The sequence below is a fragment of the Streptomyces gelaticus genome (assembly GCF_014649535.1).
In the GTDB taxonomy this organism is placed as follows: Bacteria; Actinomycetota; Actinomycetes; order Streptomycetales; family Streptomycetaceae; genus Streptomyces; species Streptomyces gelaticus.
Map to the genome: position 1 here is coordinate 38,298 of NZ_BMTF01000015.1, position 17,860 is coordinate 56,157.

Below are 17,860 nucleotides of genomic sequence, written 5' to 3' on the forward strand. Positions count from 1 at the left end.
GGCCGACGTGGCGAGGAATCGGATCGAATCCCGCCTATATATATTTCTGTATAGTTGTTCCCGTGGAATTACCTTGGCGAATCGAGATCGAGCCCGAGGTTCGGCAGTGGCTGGCGCTGCTTGCTGATGCTCAGTACGACAAGGCTGAACGGGCGGCAGACATGCTCGCGGCGAAGCCCACAACTCTGGGCGAGCCCTACGCCTGGCACCTTGGCGGCAAGGTGCGTGAGTTGCGCTTCATCTTGGACGGCAGCGCGGTACGCATCACCTACTGGCTCGCCCCCGAGAAGCGAATCGTGCTGCTGACGGTGTTCCGGAAGACCAAACAACGTGAGACTGCCGAAGTCGAGCGCGCTCAGCTGGCCCAAAAGGTGTGCGAGGCGGATCATGGTGCGGCCGCGCACACATACGACCGGAGCGAGGAGGCATAGTCATGGATCACTCCCAGTGGAAGACACGGCAGACCAGAAAGCTTCTGGGGGAGGTAGTCGAGGAGTCGTCCGCCTATGTCGAGGCCGGGTACGCCTTCGCGCTGGGGCAGGCTGTCCATGACCGACGGACCGAACTCGGGCTGTCGCAGGCCGAGCTTGCCCGTCGCGCAGGGATGACGCAGCCGCAGATCTCCAATATCGAGGGCGGCGACTCCATTCCGACCCTGGCTCTCCTGACGCGCCTGGCCAAGGCTCTGGACGCTTCGCTCACCATTGATCTGGACGGCGACACCTCGGCGTTCTCCTTCACCGCGCACGAAGGCGGCGGGCCGGGTGGGAGCGGAGCGGGCGGGCGCTCCTCGGCAGCCTGACGCAGCTCGGCCCCCGGTAGGCACACGGCTCGGCCAGTTCGCTGGAGCTGCCCGAGCTTCCGGCCAGAGTCCCTGGTCCGGGGCGCGGGCCCCGCTCGTATGCTCGGGTTCATGACCGATCCTCAGCGCGGACGTCCGACGACCAATTCCATGCGGCGTGCCCTCAAGCGGGCCCGTGACGGTGTCGCTCTCGATGTGGCCGAGGCCGCCGTCCTGCTCCAGGCGCGGGGGGAGGATCTGACGGATCTCGCCGCCTCGGCCGCCCGGGTGCGTGACGCCGGTCTCGAATCTGCGGGGCGGCCGGGGGTGATCACGTACTCCCGCAAGGTCTTCATCCCGCTGACCCGGCTCTGCCGTGACAAGTGCCACTACTGCACCTTCGTCACCGTGCCCGGCAAGCTGCGGCGCGAGGGGCATGGGATGTTCCTCTCGCCCGACGAGGTGCTGGACATCGCCCGCAAGGGCGCGGCCATGGGATGCAAGGAGGCGCTCTTCACGCTCGGGGACCGGCCGGAGGACCGGTGGCCCGAGGCGCGGGAGTGGCTGGAGGCCGAGGGGTACGACGACACCCTCGCGTACGTACGCGCCATGGCGATCCGGGTGCTCGAAGAGACCGGGCTCCTCCCGCACCTCAACCCGGGCGTGCTGAGCTGGACCGATCTCCAGCGGCTCAAGCCCGTCGCGCCGTCCATGGGCATGATGCTGGAGACGACGGCCACCCGTCTGTGGTCCGAGCCCGGCGGCCCGCACCACGGGTCCCCGGACAAGGAGCCGGCCGTGCGGCTGCGGGTGCTGGAGGACGCGGGGCGCTCCAACGTCCCGTTCACCACCGGCATCCTGATCGGTATCGGTGAGTCCTACGAGGAGCGCGCCGACTCCCTCTTCGAGCTGCGCAGGACCGCCCGCGCCTACCACGGCATCCAGGAAGTCATCGTCCAGAACTTCCGCGCCAAGCCGGACACCGCGATGCGCGGCATGCCGGACGCCGAGCTGGAGGAGTTGGCCGCCGCCATCGCCGTGGCCCGGCACATCCTCGGCCCGTCCGCCCGCATCCAGGCACCGCCGAACCTCGTCGACGCCGAGTACGCGCTGCTCATCGGCGCCGGGATCGACGACTGGGGCGGCGTCTCGCCGCTCACCCCGGACCATGTGAACCCCGAACGCCCCTGGCCGCACATCGACGAACTCGCCGCGAGGACCGCCGAGTCGGGCTTCACGCTGCGGGAACGGCTCACCATCTACCCGGAGTTCATCAAGCGCGGCGAACCGTGGCTCGACCCCCGTCTCCTTCCGCACGTCCGTGCCCTCGCCGAGCCGGAGACGGGGCTCGCCAAGGAGGGCGCGATCCCGGCGGGGCTGCCCTGGCAGGAGCCCGACGAGGAGTTCGGCGCCACCGGCCGCACCGATCTGCACCGCACCATCGACACCGAGGGCCGCACCGGCGACCGCCGCGAGGACTTCGACGAGGTGTACGGGGACTGGGAGGCGCTGCGCGAGGCCGCCGCGCCCGGCATGGTCCCGTCCCGGATCGACACCGATGTGCGCGAGGCGCTGAGCCGGGCGGCCGACGACCCGACGAAGCTCACCGACGAGCAGGCCCTCGCCCTGCTCCACGCGGACGGCCCGGCCCTCGACGAACTGTGCCGGATCGCGGACACCCTGCGCCGTGACGTGGTCGGCGACGACGTCACGTACATCGTCACCAGGAACATCAACTTCACCAATGTCTGCTACACCGGCTGCCGGTTCTGCGCCTTCGCCCAGCGGCGCACCGACGCCGACGCGTACACCCTCTCCCTGGACCAGGTCGCCGACCGGGCCGCGCAGGCGTGGGACGTCGGCGCGGTCGAGGTCTGCATGCAGGGCGGCATCCACCCGGACCTGCCCGGCACCGCGTACTTCGACATCGCGCGGGCGGTGCGCGAGCGCGTCCCCGGCATCCATGTGCACGCCTTCTCGCCCATGGAGGTCGTCAACGGCGCCACCCGCACCGGCATGTCCATCCGGGACTGGCTGATCGCCGCGAAGGAGGCCGGGCTCGGCTCGATCCCCGGCACGGCGGCCGAGATCCTGGACGACGAGGTCCGCTGGGTCCTCACGAAGGGGAAGCTGCCGACGGCGACCTGGCTGGAGGTCATCAGGACCGCCCACGAGGTGGGCCTGCGCTCGTCCTCGACGATGATGTACGGGCACGTCGACCAGCCGCGCCACTGGCTCGGCCATCTGCGGACGCTGGCCCGGCTCCAGCAGGAGACCGGCGGCTTCACGGAGTTCGTGACGCTGCCGTTCATCCACACCAACGCACCGGTCTACCTCGCGGGCATCGCCCGCCCCGGCCCGACCGACCGCGACAACCGGGCCGTCACCGCCATGGCCCGGCTGCTGCTCCACCCGCACATCACCAACATCCAGACCAGCTGGGTCAAGCTCGGTACGGAGGGTGCGGCCGAAATGCTCCGCTCGGGCGCCAACGACCTGGGCGGCACGCTGATGGAGGAGACCATCTCCCGGATGGCCGGCTCCGGTTACGGCTCGTACCGCTCCGTCCAGGACCTGGTCGCCATCGCGGAACTCGCGGGGCGCCCGGCGAAGCCGCGTACGACGCTGTACGGGGAGGTCCCGGCCGAGCGGGTGGCGGCGGCCGAGGCGTCCGACGGACACCTTCCGGAACTGCTTCCCGTACTGCCGGACTGAGGCGGCTCAGGAGGCGGGGGCGTCCGGTCCGGGAGCGGTGTCCGGGCCGGGCGTGGGCCAGAAGTCCGTCATGTGCGGCGTTCCGTCGAGGGCGGCGTCGACCCGGCCCCGGATGTACGTCCCGGTCATCGGGCAGTCCAGGGGCTTGTCGGTGCGGCAGCCGAGCATGTGGGTGAGGACGGCCACGGCGCGTTCGAGCTTCGCGATCCGGTCCAGCATCGCGTCCCGCTGGGAGGAGATGAGGGCGAGCCGGTCCGCGACGTGCTCGCTGTCGACGATCGCGCTCGTCTCCGCGAGCGTGAGCAGGCCGTCCTCGTGCCACAGCTGTGCGTACGCGAGAGCGGCCAGATCCTCGCGGGTGTAGTGGCGGACCCGGCCCCGGCGCTCGCGGTGCCGGACGAGGCCGCGCTCCTCGTAGAAACGGAGTGCGGCCACCGAGATCCCGAACGCCTCCGCGACCTCGCTGATCGAGTACAGGTCCTTCATGGGCACCTCCGGCCGACGCCCCTCTTGCGCTCAAGTTTACTTGAGCGTGAAGGCTGAAGGGGTAGGTCGTCCACGTCAGGAAGGTCCCCGTGCCCGTGCCCGCCCCTGTCCCCGTGCCCGCCGCCCAGTCGTCCGGTGCGCCTGATCCGGCTCCGCCGCGTCCGGCCCGCAAGGGGCCCGCCACCGCCGTGATGCTGGTCATCGGCTTCGTCCTGCTCAGCCTCAACACCCGGGTGGCGTTCGGTCAGTTGGGGCCGCTCGCCCCGGTGGCCGGGTTCGGGACCGGTGCCCTCACCGTGCTCGGTCTGCTGCCGCCGCTCTGCATGGGCCTGTTCGCCCCGCTCGCGGCCACCGTACGGCGACGGCTCGGCGAGGAGCGCGGCCTGTTCTGGGCGAGCGCGCTCCTGCTCGCCGGGGCCGTGGTGCGCGTGCTCGGTCTGCCCGGCCTGTTCGTCGGAACCGTGCTCGTCAGCATCGCGACGGCCGTCGTGAACGTACTGATCCCGGTGTTCGTGCGCAGCCGGTTCGAACCCCGCAGGGTCGGCGTGATGATGGGGGTCTACGCGCTGTCCATGGGCGCCGGGTCCGCGCTCGTCGCCGCCCTGATGGTGCCGGTCTGGGAGGCGTCCGGGCACTCCTGGCGGACCGCGATCGGGCTGGCCGTCGTCCCCGCGGCCCTGGCGGCGCTCGGCATCGCCCCCCAACTGCGGTACGCAGGGCGGGGCGTGGGGCCGGCCCCGGTGCGCGTGAGCGTCCTCGGGGGCGGTGGCAGGGCCCTTGCGTGGAGTCTGATCGCCTTCTTCGGCCTGCAGACCCTGCTCTTCTACACCACCCTCGCCTGGCTGCCCGCGATCCTCGTGGACGCCGGGGTCGCCGAGGGGACGGCGGGGGGCATGCAGTCCCTGTTCATCCTCGGCGTCGCGATCGGTGGCTTCCTCACCCCGGTCCTGGCCGCCGCCCGCGCCGACCAGCGCCCCCACCTCTTCGCGGTCCTCCTGATCTGCGGGCTCGGGTACGCCGGCCTGCTCGCCGCCCCCGCGAGCGCCCCCGCGATCTGGTCGGTCGTGCTCGGCATCGGCCTCGGGGGCGGTCAGGCGGTGGCCGGAGTCCTGTACGTGAAGCGGGGCCGGGACCACGACCATGTCGCCGCGCTGTCCACGGCGGCGCAGACGGGCGGCTATCTCCTCGCCGCCGCCGGGCCGGTCACCGCGTCCGTACTGCACGCCGTCACGGACACCTGGACCGTGCCCCTGCTCGCCTTCCTGGGCGTGCTGCTGCTGAGCACGGTGGCGAGCCTGCGCGCGGGGCACGACCGGCCGACCGGCCCGGCCCTCGTGGACAGGCGCTGAACACCCGTCCACGAGGGGCCTCCTCGTGTTGCTTGCTTCCGCCTACTTCCGCCAGAACAGGTGGTGCGTCACACCGCTCGCGCTGGGCACGACATCCACGTGGAAGCGGTCGCGCAGCTCGTCGGGCGACTTCCAGAGCCGTGACCCGGACCCGATCTCCACCGGCGAGACCGCCACATGCAGGGTGTCGACGAGGTCGGCGTCGAGGAACTCCCGGATGGTGGTGGCCCCGCCGCCGAGCCGGACGTCCTTGCCCTGCGCCGCTTCCCGGGCCTGTTCGAGGACCGTGGCCGGGTCGGCGTCCACGAAGTGGAACGTGGTGTCGGAGAGCGTGATCGAAGGACGCGTGTGGTGGGTCATCACGAACACCGGGGTGCGGAACGGGGGCTTGTCGCCCCACCAGCCGCGCCAGTCCAGGTTCTCCCAAGGGCCGCGCTGGAACCCGAACTTGCCGCGGCCCATGATCTCGGCGCCGATGTTGCGCGCGTAGTCCCGTGTGAGGTAGTCGTCCAGGCCACGGCTGCCACCGGGGTCGGTGCGCATGGGCCAGCTGGCCGTGGCCCCGGCCCAGGAGAACATCGCGCCGGGATCGGCGTCGCCGAACGGCCGCTCCAGGCTCGGGTTCTCGCCGGCGCCGAAGCCATCGCTCGAAACGTTGAAGTTCTGGACCCTCAACAACTGAGTCACGTGTTCCTCCTGTGCTTGTCGGTACCAGTGGGACTCCCCACGCCGGACAAACTCATCGGTGCGGACGCGACGATATCGGCGCCCGGCCGGCTCCGACGCGGAGCGGGTACGCCGCAGTTCAGTGGAAGCCGAGCATCCCGGGCGAGTCGATATCGACCGTGAGGATGCCGGGCGGGTAGTCGTCCTCGCGCCCGGTCAGGATGATCGACATGCCGCCGCTCTCCTGGTGGGGTGTCGCCACGTACAGCGCGTGGCAGGTGTCGGGCCCTCCCCAGCCGTCACGCACCATGGCCCCGACGGTGGCCGCTGCCGTCTGGTCGAGCGGGTCGACCAGAACGCCGGGGAGCGCCAGCGCCTCACGCGCCAGGTTCTCCGATGCCGCCTCTCCGTACATGAGACACAGCGCGGGGATATGCAGCCGGTCTCCCGGTGTGCGCGCCATGTTGTCGGCGAGAAGGTGCAGGGCACGATGCCCTTGGGTGAGTGCCGTCACCGCGCTCGTGTCGAGGATGATCACGCTGCCCTGTCCCGACCAGCACGCATCTTCTCGGCCGCCATGGCGTAGACATTGGCCAGCACGTCCGGACCGTCCTCGAATTCCTCGTCGGTCAGGGTGCAGCCCATGCGCTCCCGGAGCACCCGTCGGGTGGTGGCCACGCGCTCGGCGATCTGGGCAGCGGTGGGCTGCTGCGAAGCCAGCTGATCGACCAGCTGGCCCAGGCTCAGGCCACGCTCCTTGGCCACCTGGGCGAGGTGGTCGCGCGTCTCTTTGGGGACCTGGATCGTCGTGGTTGCCATAGAGCCACTATAGGGCTGTCATGGCAAGAGGGTGTGTCATGTCGACCGAGGCGCCTTCGGCCGGTCATAAACGACCTGCGGGACGACCGCCCCCATACCCACGCGTACCCGGTTCCGTGACCTCAACGGACGGTTCCTGTTCGATTACAGTGCTGCGCAGTCGCAGGCCGGCCGGATTTCGGGCCGACGGGGGAGGGGCACGGTGAGCACAGGGACCATGGCTGTGTGGGGCCGGGCCGAGCAGCAGGACTTCCGCAGCCGGGTGCGCGGCGCACTTCTGGGTGGGGCCATCGGGGACGCGCTGGGGGCGGGGGTCGACGGGCTCACGCTCGAAGAGATACGGGCGGCCCACGGCTCCGACGGCGTCACCGACCTGGTGCCCGCGTACGGCGGACGCGGCACCGTCACCGCCGTCACCCAGCTCACCCTCTTCACCGTCGACGGGCTGATCCGCGCCCAGGTCCGCCGCGACACCGGGGCCTGGCACCCGCCCACCGACGTGCACCGGGCCCATCTGCGGTGGGCGGTCACCCAGCACGACTGGGGGCCCGACGAACGCCGCGAGGACGACGGCTGGCTCGCCCGGCAGGAGTGGCTGTACGCCCGCCGCGGCCCGGCCCGGGAATGTCTGACCGGATTCGGCGACACCACCATGGGCACCCTCGACCGGCCCAAGAACCCCCAGGCGCGGGACTCGGCGGCCCTCACCCGGTCGGTGCCGTTCGGGCTGCTCGTCGGCTGGGAGCCCCAGCTCGTCCTCCAGCTCGCCGTCGAGTGCGCGGCCCAGACCCACGGCCACCCCGCCGCGCTGCTCTCCGCGGGCGCCCTCGCCGTCGTGGTGCACGGCCTGGCCCGCGGCGAGACCCTGGACGGCGCCGTCCAGCACGCGCTGGGCCTGATCGCCGAGCGCCCGGGGCACGAACCGGTCACCGAGGCGCTGAAGCAGGCCCTCGGCACCGTGCGCCAGGGCATTCCGGGGCCCGCCCTGATCGAGTCGCTGGGGGCCACGGACGCCGCGGAGGAAGTGCTCGCCGTCGCCCTGTACTGCGCGCTGGTCGGCGAGGACATCCGGCACGGGCTGCGGCTGGCCGTCAACCACGGCGGCCCCTCCGCGTCCACCGGGGCCCTGTGCGGGGCGCTGCTCGGCGCGCTGCACGGCGAGACCGCGCTGCCGCCCGCCTGGCTCACCGAACTGGAGGGCAGGGCCACGGTGCTGGAGCTCGCGGACGACTTCGCCATGGAGATGACACAGGGGCCGGCCCTGCACAGCCCGACGGCCGCCGCACCGGGCTGGCTGGCCCGCTACCCGCGCGCCTGAGCCGGGACACGGACGCCGCCGTACCCCGCCGGGCGTCAGTCCTTCGTGTCCTTTGTGCCCTTCATGTCCTTTGTGACCGCCGCGCCCTCCGGACCGGCCTGAGCCGGCACCCTTGCCCCGGCCGCCGCGCCACCGCCGGCACCGTCGTCACCGTCGTCGTCCGAGTTGATCCGCTCGATGATCGCGTCGCGCTCCGCTCTATCGCAGGAGGCGGGGCCGAGGGGCAGCCCTCAGCGCATCAGCTCGCCCGCGTTGACCAGGAGCGACTGTCCGGTGATCGCCCGTGCCCGGTCCGAGGCCAGGAACGCGGCGGCCTCGGCGACATCGCCGTCGGTGGCGGGCTCCGGGAGCGCCATGCGTGCGGTGAGCCTGCCCAGTACCTCGTCCTCGGGCACCCCCTCGCTGTCCGCCGTGAACCGTACGTACGCCTGCACCGGCGGCCCCCACATCCAGCCCGGCAGCACCGTGTTCACCCTGATCCGGTGCGGGCCCAGCTCCTGCGCCAGGGAGTACATCGCCGAGGTGAGCGCCCCCTTCGAGGCCGCGTACGCCGCCTGCCGGACCTGGGACGGCGCGGCCACCGCGGACTGCGTGCCTATGATCACCACCGAGCCGCCGCGTTCCTTGAGGCCGGGCAGGCAGGCACGGGTCATCCGCAGCGTGCCGAGCAGATTGACGTCGATCACCGACTGCCAGGTGCTGAAGTCGGCGTCCTCGATCCCGCCGAAGCAGCTGTCCCAGGCGGCTACATGGACCACCGCGTCGAGCCGCCCGAACCGCTCCAGCGCCAGTGCGGCGAGCGCCCCGCACTGGGTCTCGTCGGTGATGTCGGTGGCCAGGCGGGCCGTGCGCCGGCCGTCGGGGTCGATCTCCGCGGCCGTCCTGGCGAGGTTCTCGGCGGTACGTGCCCCGAGCACGGCATTGCCGCCGTCCCGCACGACCGCCGCCGCGACCTGATGCCCGAGCCCCGCGCCCACTCCGGACACGATGACGGTCTTCCCCGCGAGCAACATCGGTGGCCTCCCGGCTCTGGCAGTTCGTCTGACGGGGCGTCAGAGTAGGACGCCGCTGCGGAGTACGGAAGGGGAACGGCATGAGCGACGAGACGCGGAGCGACACCTACGCCGAACTGGCCGCGCTGGGGCCGTACGGCGTCCATCCCGGCCATGCGCTGATCACCATGGTCGAACCGCATCCGGGCCAGGAGTACGCGTACAACCGCTGGTACGAGGACGACCACTACTACGCGGGCGCGATGGCGATGCCCTGGATGTTCGCCGGGCGGCGCTGGGTGGCCACCAGGGAACTCCAGGAGCTGCGCTACCCGGAGACGTCCGCCGTCGCGCAGCCCGTCACGGCCGGCTGCTATCTGTCGACGTACTGGGTGACGGACGGACGCTACGACGACCACATGAGGTGGACCGTCGGCATCAACAAGAGGCTCAACCGGGACGGCCGGGTTCACCAGGGCCGGACCCATGTGTTCACCGCGTTCCAGGACCACGAGGCGACGGTCTACCGGGACGGCGCCGCGGGGCCCCGGGATTTCCATGCCCTCGACCACCCCTACCGGGGGGTGGTCCTCGAAGTGATCGACGCCGAAGCGGGCCGGGCGCGGGCCGAGTTGCTGGATTGGCTGCGCTCGCGGCATCTGCCGAAGCGGCTCGCCGGCTCCCCGGCGGCGATGGTGACCGTCTTCCGTCCCACTCCGCTGCCCGGGGACCGGATGAGCTATGTGAAGCAGGTCGAGGGTGTCGACACCCGGCTGACCCTGTTGTGGTTTCTCCAGGAGGATCCGGGGGAGTGCTGGGGCGAGCACTTCGGCGGACTCGACGCGGAAGTCGCGGAATCAGGCCTGGGGCGGGTGGAGTTGGTGGCGCCGTTCATTCCGACGGTGCCGGGCACCGATCTGTACGTCGATCGATTGCGCTGAGTGCGGAGCACCCCGGTTGCACTGAGCGCGGGGGTCCCGGTCGCGCGGGCGTCCGGCTGCCCGTCGGGTCGGGGCACCCAGGCCCTGCCGGCGAACTGCCGCCCTCCGGGCGACGACGGCAGTTCGACGACAGGGCCGAGCCCCCTCGGCCAGGACGGCGAACCAGTCGAGAGGGCTGACAGCGACACCGGAACCGGCGCCGCGATGCGAACGGGAGAATCATTTAGCAGGCGTCGACGGCACCCTTGCCGACATCGCGCACAAATGCGTTCCACGCGGCGGGAACGAACGTGATCGAGGGGCCCTCGGGGGCCTTCGAGTCGCGTACGTCAATTGCCTGCATGAGAGGGGACTTGACTTCGACGCAGGCGCCGTTGCCCCCGGAATACGAGGACTTCGTCCACTTGTCCGTAGCACCCTGACGAATGGCCATGTTCACTCCGGTTCAGAGAGTCGCGTGTAATGATGCCAACAGGTTCCGACAGGTTCCGGTTGGTGTGATCGACGCTACTCGCCAAGCCCCAAGGGTGAAGGGGGCGTTCACTCGACCGAGTGGTATATACCAAGTGGTTCTTCCGCTCGGGGTGGGCGGCGGTGTACATTGCCGCCGCTTCTCTCGTAACATCACTTCATTTTCCGCAATCCGGACTTTGCGGGCCGCGTTGTTGCGGTGCCCGGCCGATGCTCAGTCGGTGGTGATTCCGGTGTACTCCTTCACGATTTCGGTGATGAAGTGGCGCGTCTGCTCCACATTCAGCGCCTGTGCCCGCAGGTGCTCGTACATGAAGCTGTAGCGCTGCACATCGTGGGCTTTCTCCAGATAGAGATCGCTGGTGACGCCTTCGATATAGACGACGCTGGAGTCGGCGGCGTCCGGGAATTCGAGAATGGCGTACTGGCCATTGATTCCGGGGTGCGCGCCCATCTCGAACGGCAGCACCTGCACCGTCACATGGGGCAGTTGGGACAGCTCGACCAACTGCTCCAGCTGCTCGATCATCACCTGCTTGCCGCCGACCATCCGGCGCAGCGCGGACTCGTCGATGACCGCCCACAGCCGCAGGGGATGCTCGGGGTCGGTGATCCGGTCCTGGCGGCGGGCCCGGACGCTGACGCGCTTGTCGATCTCGGCCGGCGGGGCCTCCGGAAGCGCTCCGTTGATCAGCGCCTCGGCGTAGCCCCGGGTCTGCAACAGGCCGGGGACCACCTGGGGTTCGTACACCCGCAGTGATTCGGCGTCGGTCTCCAGCCCGATGTAGACGCTGTACGGGATGTCACCGAAGGCGTGCCACCAGCCCTGCTGGCGTGAGTCCTTGGCCATCTGCATGAGTGACTCGACGATCCGGAGGTCCTCCACCTCGTACACCCCGCAGAGATCGCGGACATCGCGCTGGCTGATGGAGCGGCGGCCGTTCTCCAGGCGGCTGATCTTCGACTGCGAGACCAGCAGCCGCTCCGCCACCTCCTCGGCCGTCATGCCCTTGAGTTCGCGCAGTCGGCGCAATTCCTGGCCCAACCGGCGTCGCCTGACGGTGGGATTGACGTTGGACGGCACGGGAACGGCACCTCCGGCTGTGTAGCTGTGCGTATCTACTGCTGAGCAGATTGCCACCACTTCCCCCGGTCGCGCTGGGAAATGGCCACACGCAAGTGCGCGGGGCAGCCATGATTCCGGCTGCCCCGCGCGTGGTGCGGCTCCCGAACCGGGTCCTGGGGACGACGGTACGGCGGTATTCGGTTGGTGCTGCCGCGCAGTCGCGCGGCGTGCTGCGGTGTGGCGGTGCTGTGGTGTGGCGGTGCGTACGGCCCCCGGCTCGGTGTGCCTAACGGGCCGCGGTGTGCGCCATGCTGCCGCGACGTGACTGCGACTGCACTTGCGGTTGCAAGGGAACTCCGGCCGCCTGGTTGCGGCGCGGATGTGCGACCGCCCCGTTCTGGACGTCCATCACGGCGTGCGCCACGAGTCCGCCCATGGGGTCGTGTCTGATCAGGTCCCGGAGCCGGGAGCGTGATGAACGCCCCTCGTTCCCGGGGTACAGGTGCTTGCCGAGTCCGACCGCGTGGGCCAGCGCGGCGAGCGCCGCGGTCCGCGGGTCCGGCGGTACACCGGTGCGGATCGCACTGTCCAGCCTGGCTCTGATGTCCCGGCTGATCGCCGTGTCCGTCGCCTGGTAGCGAGTCGTCGGCAGCACTCCGCACATCTGGCCCGCCACGGCATGCACCATGCCGCACCGCTCCAGATGAGCGAGGTAGATCTGACGCAGCCCCAGCCGGGGCCCGCCGATCCAGTGGACCGCCCGAACCGGGCTGCCGCGTCGCCGCAGCAGTTCCAGTGCGGAGTCCAGAGTCGGATCTCCTGTCGGCCGTGGCATCACCACGGCGATACGATCCCCGTCAGGGGCTATCCGTCCTGCCAGAGCCAGCTCCACTAGCTGAGCTCCGGCGAGGCCGAGGTCGAGCGACTGCGGCTGCGCTGTGGTACCCGTGGTCGGGTCCAGAGCGAGCAGCAGAAGCTCCTCCGGAATTGTTCTGCGGCTCCTGCCCATCCATGCCTCCCCGCGTGGATGAATGACAGGGTGACCCCTCTCACATTGGTCTGTCGAGGGTGCCTGGGTGCTTTGCACGGGAACCAGTAGGTATGTCGTTCTCGTCTAGCAGCCAGGCCGGTGGTTTCACACGGGACACTGGTAGATGGTTCGGACAGCGCGGGGGTGTCCCCCGCGCCGCATGGAGGAGGCATCGGTGGCGGGCGAGTCCCCCGACAAGTCGGAGCAGCAGAAGTCGTCGGGAGCGACTCGGAGCGAAAGCGATCCGCGGCTTGCCGTCTTCCGTGAATCGTCCGCCGATGACGCGGCCGGTACCAAGACGGACACCGCTACGGCGGTCTTCCGCACGATGCCGTCCGAGGACGGCGAAGGCGCCAAGACGGACACGGCCACGGCAGTGTTCCGCGCGATGCCGTCCGAGGGCGGCGATGACAGCGAGAGCGGCGCCGAGGCCGAGGGCGGTGACGACTCGGAGCGTGGTGCCGGTTCGGCGCCGTCGGCGGGCGCGGACGCGGGTGCGGGTGCGGACGTGAGCGTGCAGGGCGACGCGGATGCGGACGCAGATGCGGACGCGGAGACCGGGGCCGAGGTTGAGACCGAGGGCTCTGACGGCGCTGTGGGCACCGTGGGGGCGGCGAAGGTCGAAGGGGCCGGGAAGCGCGCCGAGAGTCCGGAGAAGGCGCCTGAGGCCTCGGAGAGCGCGGATGCGGTTGAGCCCGCGGATGCCGCAGCGGACGAGGAAGAGGCGGCGAAGCCGGCCGAGGGCGCCGGGTCGGCCGAGGGCGCCGGGGAAGGTGACGCGCGGCTGCGTGCGGCCGTTGCCGCCTGGGTGTCGAAGGACGACGACACGGACGAGGACGCGAAGCCCGAGGAAGCGAAGGGCGGCGCCTCGGAGGACGAGACCTCGGAGAACGCGGGCGGCGACGCCGACGCGGCTTCGGATGCGACGGCTGCGACTGCGTCGAACGACGCCGCCGACGCGGACAAGGGCGCGGACGAGCCGTCCAAGGGCAAGCCCTCCGGCGACAAGGCTTCCTCCGACGAGAAGGAGAAGGCCGACGACGCCGAGGACGTCGACGAGGCCAAGGGTGCCGACGACAAGCAGGGCATCGATCAGCCGACCGCCATCTTCAGGGCCCCCGCCGCACCCAAGGTCGACCAGCCGACGACCGCGCTGAAGATCCCCCCGACCGGGCCGGAGGCCGGATCGAAGCCCGAGTCCGCCGCCGAGCGGACCAGCAAGTTCGTCCCCCTGCGCGGGGACGACGTACGGCCGGCGCCCGCGCCCCGTAAGCCCGAGACGCCCGCTGCCCCTGCCGCCCCCGCTGCCCCGGCCGCGCTGTCCACCGCCGAGCGGACCACGCAGCAGCCGATGCCGCCCAAGCCGCCGCTCGACCTGCTGGCCGAGCTGACGAACACGCCTCCGCCGCCGGAGACGCCGGTCCGCACCGCCGTCCGCAGGGTCAAGATCTGGACCCCGCTGGTGCTGCTCCTGCTGATCGTCTTTGCGATCGTGCAGGTGATACGTCCACTGCCCACGCCCACGCTGGCCCTCTCCGTAGACCCCACGTACACGTTCGGCGGCGGGAAGCTGGACATGCCGTGGCCCGGAGAGGGGCAGGGCGCGGTCGAGGTCGAGGGTGTCGGTTCACTCGGCACGTACGGCCCCCAGAAGCCTGCGCCGATCGCGAGCGTCGCGAAGATCATGACCGCGTACGTGATCCTCAAGGACCACCCGATCACCGGCAAGCAGGACGGCGGCCTGATCGAGGTCGACAAGAAGGCGGGAGAGGAAGCCAACCGCCCGGACGAGTCGACCGCGCCCATCAAGGAAGGGCAGAAGTACACGCAGCGTCAGATGCTGCAGTTGCTGATGATCCCGTCCGGGAACAATGTGGCACGGCTGCTCGCTCGCTGGGATGCCAAGACCGAGGAGGCCTTCGTCGAGCGGATGAACGCAGCGGCCAAGGACCTCGGCATGACGAACTCGACGTATACGGACCCGAGCGGTCTGGAGTCCACCACCAGGTCCACGCCTGCCGATCAGCTCAAGCTGGCCAAGGCGGTCATGCAGAACGACGTCTTCCGCGAGATCGTGAACATGCCCCAGGCCAACATTCCGGGCATCGGCAAGACCATCTACAACAACAACGTGATCCTGCTGGAGCCCGGAGTGAGCGGGATCAAGACCGGTTCCTCGACCCCGGCCGGCGGCAACCTGGTCTGGGCGGCCGACACGATCATCGACGGCAAGAGCCGCCGGATCGTCGGCGCGGTGATGGGAGCTCAGCTGGACGGCACCCTGGACGCCAAGCTGCAGCGAGCCATACAGAACAGCCTGAAGCTGATCAAGGCTGCTCAGAAGGGCGTTGTTTCCGCTGCGGTCGTCAAGAAGGGTGATGTCGTCGGGTATGTGGACGACGGCCTCGGTGGCCGGACCCCCGTGGTTTCCACCAAGGACCTCAAGGCGATCGGCTGGGGCGGGCTCACCGTGAACCTGAAGCTCGGAGCGGGCGGCAAGTCGATCCCGCACACCGCGAAGGCGGGCACTGTGGTCGGCGAGGTGACGGTCGGCACGGGTACCGGCAAGGTCTCGGCTCCGGTCACGCTCCAGTCGGAGATGACGGAACCGTCCTTCAGCGACAAGCTGACCCGGATCGGCTGACCCGGCCGACGGGTAACGGCCCGATGGCCGGAACGACCCGATGACGGAAGGGGGCCCCGATCCCGGCGCCCCCTTCCGTACTGCCTACGTGTTAGCGTCCCGGGGCAACTCGATGACGCAGGGACGGCGTCCTCACAGGTGCACGGGGTACTGAGGGCACGGGGCAGGGCGGATTCGGGGAGACGGGGAGAGCCGGAGTGACCACCGGGGAGCCGAGGCCCGGCCATGAAACGGCCGACAGCACAGGCACGAGGGACAGCGACACCGGCGGACGTACGCGGACGGCCGCGCCCGCCCGGCCGGACGCCGAAGCCGGGGACGCCCTCGCGCCGCGTACCGAGTCGCCGCGTACCGACCCGTCATGCAAGGCCCGTACCGGACGGCTGCTGCGGCATCCGGTGACGATCGCGACGGCCGCCGCCGCCGTCACGCACCTGCTCTGGTTCTTCTTCTTCGCGAACAGCGGCGGTGACCTCGCGGCCCAGGACGCCTGGGCCGAATTCGTCGGCCGGCACCCCGGTACGGCGTACAACCTGGCCTGGTACGGGGGCATGCACCCCGTCTCGTACAGCGTCGTCTCGCCGTATGTGATGTCGGTGCTCGGCGTGCGTACGACGATGATGGTCGCCGGGACCGTTTCGGCGGCGCTGACCGCGCTGATCCTGGTCCGGGTCCGGGCCGTCCGCAACCCGCTGGCCTGCTCGCTCGCCGGGGTGTTCGCGTATCTGTGCAACGCGCTGTCGGGGCGGGTGACGTTCGGGCTCGGCATGATGTTCGCGGTGGGTGCGACGGCCGCGGTGTTCTGCTGGCCGTACCGCTGGCGGTACAAGCGGTGGGCGAAGGCGGCCGTCGCCGCACCGCTCGCCGGGCTCGCGACGGCGAGCAGCCCCGTGGCCGGGCTGTTCCTGGGCGTGGTCGCCGCCGCGCTGTTCCTGAACAAGCGGCGCCCCGGCGCGTACGCACTGGGCCTGGCCCCGGTCGCGGTGGTGGCGCTGTCCGCGTGGCTGTTCCCGTTCTCCGGTACGCAGCCGATGTCCATCGCGACGCTCTCGCTGCCGTTCCTCTTCGCGGTCCTCGTCTTCGTCCTCGTACCGCGCGACTGGAAGACGGTCCGCACCGCGGCCGCCGTGTACGGCGTCGGGACGCTGCTGACCTATGTGATCGACTCGCAGATCGGCTCGAACGTCACCAGGATGGCGATGCTGTTCGCCGGCGTGGTGCTCCTCGCCGCGCTGCCGTACACCACGCCGCGCTCCCGGCGCTGGTACGCGCTGGTCGTCGCGTTCGCCGGGCTGAACTTCTGGATCGGCTTCAAGGGCGTCGACGACATCGTCCGCACCGCTCCCACCGCCTCCTGGGCGCGTGAACTGGCCCCGCTGGTCAACGAGCTGCAACAGGTCGGCGCCGAGCGGGGCAGGGTCGAGGTCGTGCCCGCAAGCAGCCACCGGGAGGCCTCCGCGCTCGCGCCGTACGTCAACCTGGCCCGGGGCTGGAACCGGCAGGCGGACATGGAGCGCAACCCGCTCTTCTACGACGACACCCTGGACAGCGCCAACTACCGCCAGTGGCTCGACCGCTGGGCGGTGCACTACGTGGTGCTGCCCAAGGGGACGCCGGACTCCAACGGCGCGGTGCAGGAGGCGCAGCTGGTCGACGAGGGGCTGCCGTATCTGAAGCCGGTGTGGTCCGACGCCAACTGGCGGCTCTTCGAGGTGGCCAGCCCGGTGCCGCTGGCCGATCCACCGGCCACGGTGGACCGGGCGGGCGCGGGCGAGCTGACCATCCATGTGAAGACGCCGGGCCGGATCCTGATCCGTGTCCCGTATTCGCGCTGGCTCGCCGTGGTCGACGAAGAGGGCAAGGCCGTCGAGCGGCCGCAGGAGACCGAGGAGTCCAAGCGGCGCACGGACGAGAGCACCCCGCGGACCTTCGTCAACACCAACGGCTGTCTGCTCAAGGTCGACGAGGACGCGGACGGCGACGAGTGGACGGAACTGCTCGCGCCACGGCCGGGTGTGTACCGGCTGGCCGCCCCCTACCAGCTGTCACCCGGCACACCGTGCCCGGAGGAGCTGCGCTGACGGCCCCCGGCGCGTCGTTCAAGGGCCCGTGGCCCGTACGGGAAACGGGCACTACGGGGCCGGTTTCGCGGTCATAGTGGGGACATGAGCCTGACCACCGGCGGAGAGCCGCCCGGCCCTGTGCGGTTCTACCTGGCGTGCGACCGCGGACACTGCCAGGCGCGGGCCGTGTTCGACCTGGTCGTCGCGGAACCGCCGCCGGACATCGAGACGGATCTGTTCGGTCATCTGCTGCACAGTGCGACGGTTGCCTCCCCGCACATCGAGGAGCTGGGCTGGATCTTCATGCAGCAGGAGGGTTACTGGTGCCCGAACTGCGTCTCCCCGGGCCGGCGCCCGCGGTCGAGGGACGTCACGTCCTCGTGAGCCGAGGTGGTGTTCCGGTACGGACGGTGTCCTGGGCCGAGGTGGTGTTCCGGTACGGACGGTGTCCTGGGCCGAGGTGGTGTTCCGGTACGGGACGGTGTCCTGAGCCGAGGTGGTGTTCCGGTACGGGACGGT

17 protein-coding genes are annotated in these 17,860 nt (G+C 70.4%); 9 read left to right on the forward strand and 8 right to left on the reverse strand.

From position 1 onward, the window contains the following. Positions 1-62: 62 nt before the first annotated feature. From IE107_RS21275 to IE107_RS21285, 3 genes are all read left to right on the forward strand, one after another. Positions 63-431, forward strand: coding sequence for a type II toxin-antitoxin system RelE/ParE family toxin (locus tag IE107_RS21275; RefSeq protein ID WP_189545429.1), 369 nt, complete (start codon positions 63-65; stop codon positions 429-431). Positions 432-433: 2 nt separating this feature from the next. After that, the gene (locus IE107_RS21280) at positions 434-802 is read left to right on the forward strand and encodes a helix-turn-helix domain-containing protein (protein ID WP_189545430.1); all 369 of its coding nucleotides are present in this window, start codon (positions 434-436) and stop codon (positions 800-802) included. Between the two features lie 111 nt (positions 803-913). Continuing rightward, on the forward strand, positions 914-3,496 hold the full coding sequence (locus IE107_RS21285; RefSeq protein WP_189545431.1) for a bifunctional FO biosynthesis protein CofGH: 2,583 nt from the start codon (positions 914-916) through the stop codon (positions 3,494-3,496). A gap of 6 nt (positions 3,497-3,502) precedes the next feature. On the opposite strand, the gene IE107_RS21290 is transcribed toward IE107_RS21285, so the two are convergent. Next, positions 3,503-3,982, reverse strand: a complete 480-nt coding sequence (locus tag IE107_RS21290) for a MerR family transcriptional regulator (protein WP_189545432.1) — start codon at positions 3,980-3,982, stop codon at positions 3,503-3,505. Between the two features lie 95 nt (positions 3,983-4,077). Between IE107_RS21290 and IE107_RS21295 the strand changes: the two genes are divergently transcribed. Further along, positions 4,078-5,331, forward strand: coding sequence for an MFS transporter (locus tag IE107_RS21295; RefSeq protein WP_229867146.1), 1,254 nt, complete (start codon positions 4,078-4,080; stop codon positions 5,329-5,331). 42 nt (positions 5,332-5,373) lie between these two features. On the opposite strand, the gene IE107_RS21300 is transcribed toward IE107_RS21295, so the two are convergent. The 3 genes from IE107_RS21300 to IE107_RS21310 form a co-directional block, all read right to left on the reverse strand. Further along, positions 5,374-6,018, reverse strand: coding sequence for a dihydrofolate reductase family protein (locus IE107_RS21300; RefSeq protein WP_189545433.1), 645 nt, complete (start codon positions 6,016-6,018; stop codon positions 5,374-5,376). A gap of 118 nt (positions 6,019-6,136) precedes the next feature. Beyond that, positions 6,137-6,535 carry a PIN domain-containing protein gene (locus tag IE107_RS21305; RefSeq protein WP_189545434.1) on the reverse strand — a complete coding sequence of 133 codons (399 nt, stop codon included), beginning with the start codon at positions 6,533-6,535 and terminating at the stop codon, positions 6,137-6,139. After that, positions 6,532-6,816, reverse strand: coding sequence for a hypothetical protein (locus IE107_RS21310; protein ID WP_189545435.1), 285 nt, complete (start codon positions 6,814-6,816; stop codon positions 6,532-6,534). The genes IE107_RS21305 and IE107_RS21310 overlap by 4 nt, the downstream gene beginning before the upstream one ends. A 202-nt stretch (positions 6,817-7,018) precedes the next feature. Between IE107_RS21310 and IE107_RS21315 the strand changes: the two genes are divergently transcribed. Further along, entirely contained in the window at positions 7,019-8,134 is a 1,116-nt protein-coding gene (locus IE107_RS21315; protein ID WP_189545436.1) for an ADP-ribosylglycohydrolase family protein, read from the forward strand. Between the two features lie 230 nt (positions 8,135-8,364). Here the strand turns inward: IE107_RS21315 and IE107_RS21320 are convergent, their stop codons facing one another. Continuing rightward, a complete protein-coding gene (locus IE107_RS21320; protein ID WP_189545437.1) occupies positions 8,365-9,147 on the reverse strand; it encodes an SDR family oxidoreductase in 783 nt (260 codons plus the stop codon). 80 nt (positions 9,148-9,227) lie between these two features. Between IE107_RS21320 and IE107_RS21325 the strand changes: the two genes are divergently transcribed. Continuing rightward, positions 9,228-10,067 (forward strand): hypothetical protein, encoded by an 840-nt coding sequence (locus IE107_RS21325; RefSeq protein WP_189545438.1) that lies wholly within the window; start codon positions 9,228-9,230, stop codon positions 10,065-10,067. A gap of 223 nt (positions 10,068-10,290) precedes the next feature. On the opposite strand, the gene IE107_RS21330 is transcribed toward IE107_RS21325, so the two are convergent. From IE107_RS21330 to IE107_RS21340, 3 genes are all read right to left on the reverse strand, one after another. After that, positions 10,291-10,500 carry a DUF397 domain-containing protein gene (locus IE107_RS21330; protein ID WP_189545439.1) on the reverse strand — a complete coding sequence of 70 codons (210 nt, stop codon included), beginning with the start codon at positions 10,498-10,500 and terminating at the stop codon, positions 10,291-10,293. Between the two features lie 252 nt (positions 10,501-10,752). Beyond that, positions 10,753-11,622, reverse strand: a complete 870-nt coding sequence (locus IE107_RS21335; protein ID WP_189545440.1) for a helix-turn-helix domain-containing protein — start codon at positions 11,620-11,622, stop codon at positions 10,753-10,755. 268 nt (positions 11,623-11,890) lie between these two features. Further along, positions 11,891-12,613, reverse strand: coding sequence for a GOLPH3/VPS74 family protein (locus IE107_RS21340; RefSeq protein WP_189545441.1), 723 nt, complete (start codon positions 12,611-12,613; stop codon positions 11,891-11,893). A gap of 181 nt (positions 12,614-12,794) precedes the next feature. Between IE107_RS21340 and IE107_RS21345 the strand changes: the two genes are divergently transcribed. From IE107_RS21345 to IE107_RS21355, 3 genes are all read left to right on the forward strand, one after another. Further along, positions 12,795-15,278: a D-alanyl-D-alanine carboxypeptidase gene (locus IE107_RS21345; protein ID WP_229867147.1), complete on the forward strand. Its 2,484-nt coding sequence runs from the start codon at positions 12,795-12,797 to the stop codon at positions 15,276-15,278. A gap of 197 nt (positions 15,279-15,475) precedes the next feature. Beyond that, positions 15,476-17,359 (forward strand): DUF8823 domain-containing protein, encoded by a 1,884-nt coding sequence (locus IE107_RS21350; RefSeq protein ID WP_189545442.1) that lies wholly within the window; start codon positions 15,476-15,478, stop codon positions 17,357-17,359. Between the two features lie 84 nt (positions 17,360-17,443). Beyond that, positions 17,444-17,725 carry a hypothetical protein gene (locus IE107_RS21355; protein WP_189545443.1) on the forward strand — a complete coding sequence of 94 codons (282 nt, stop codon included), beginning with the start codon at positions 17,444-17,446 and terminating at the stop codon, positions 17,723-17,725. The last annotated feature ends 135 nt before the right edge of the window (positions 17,726-17,860 follow it).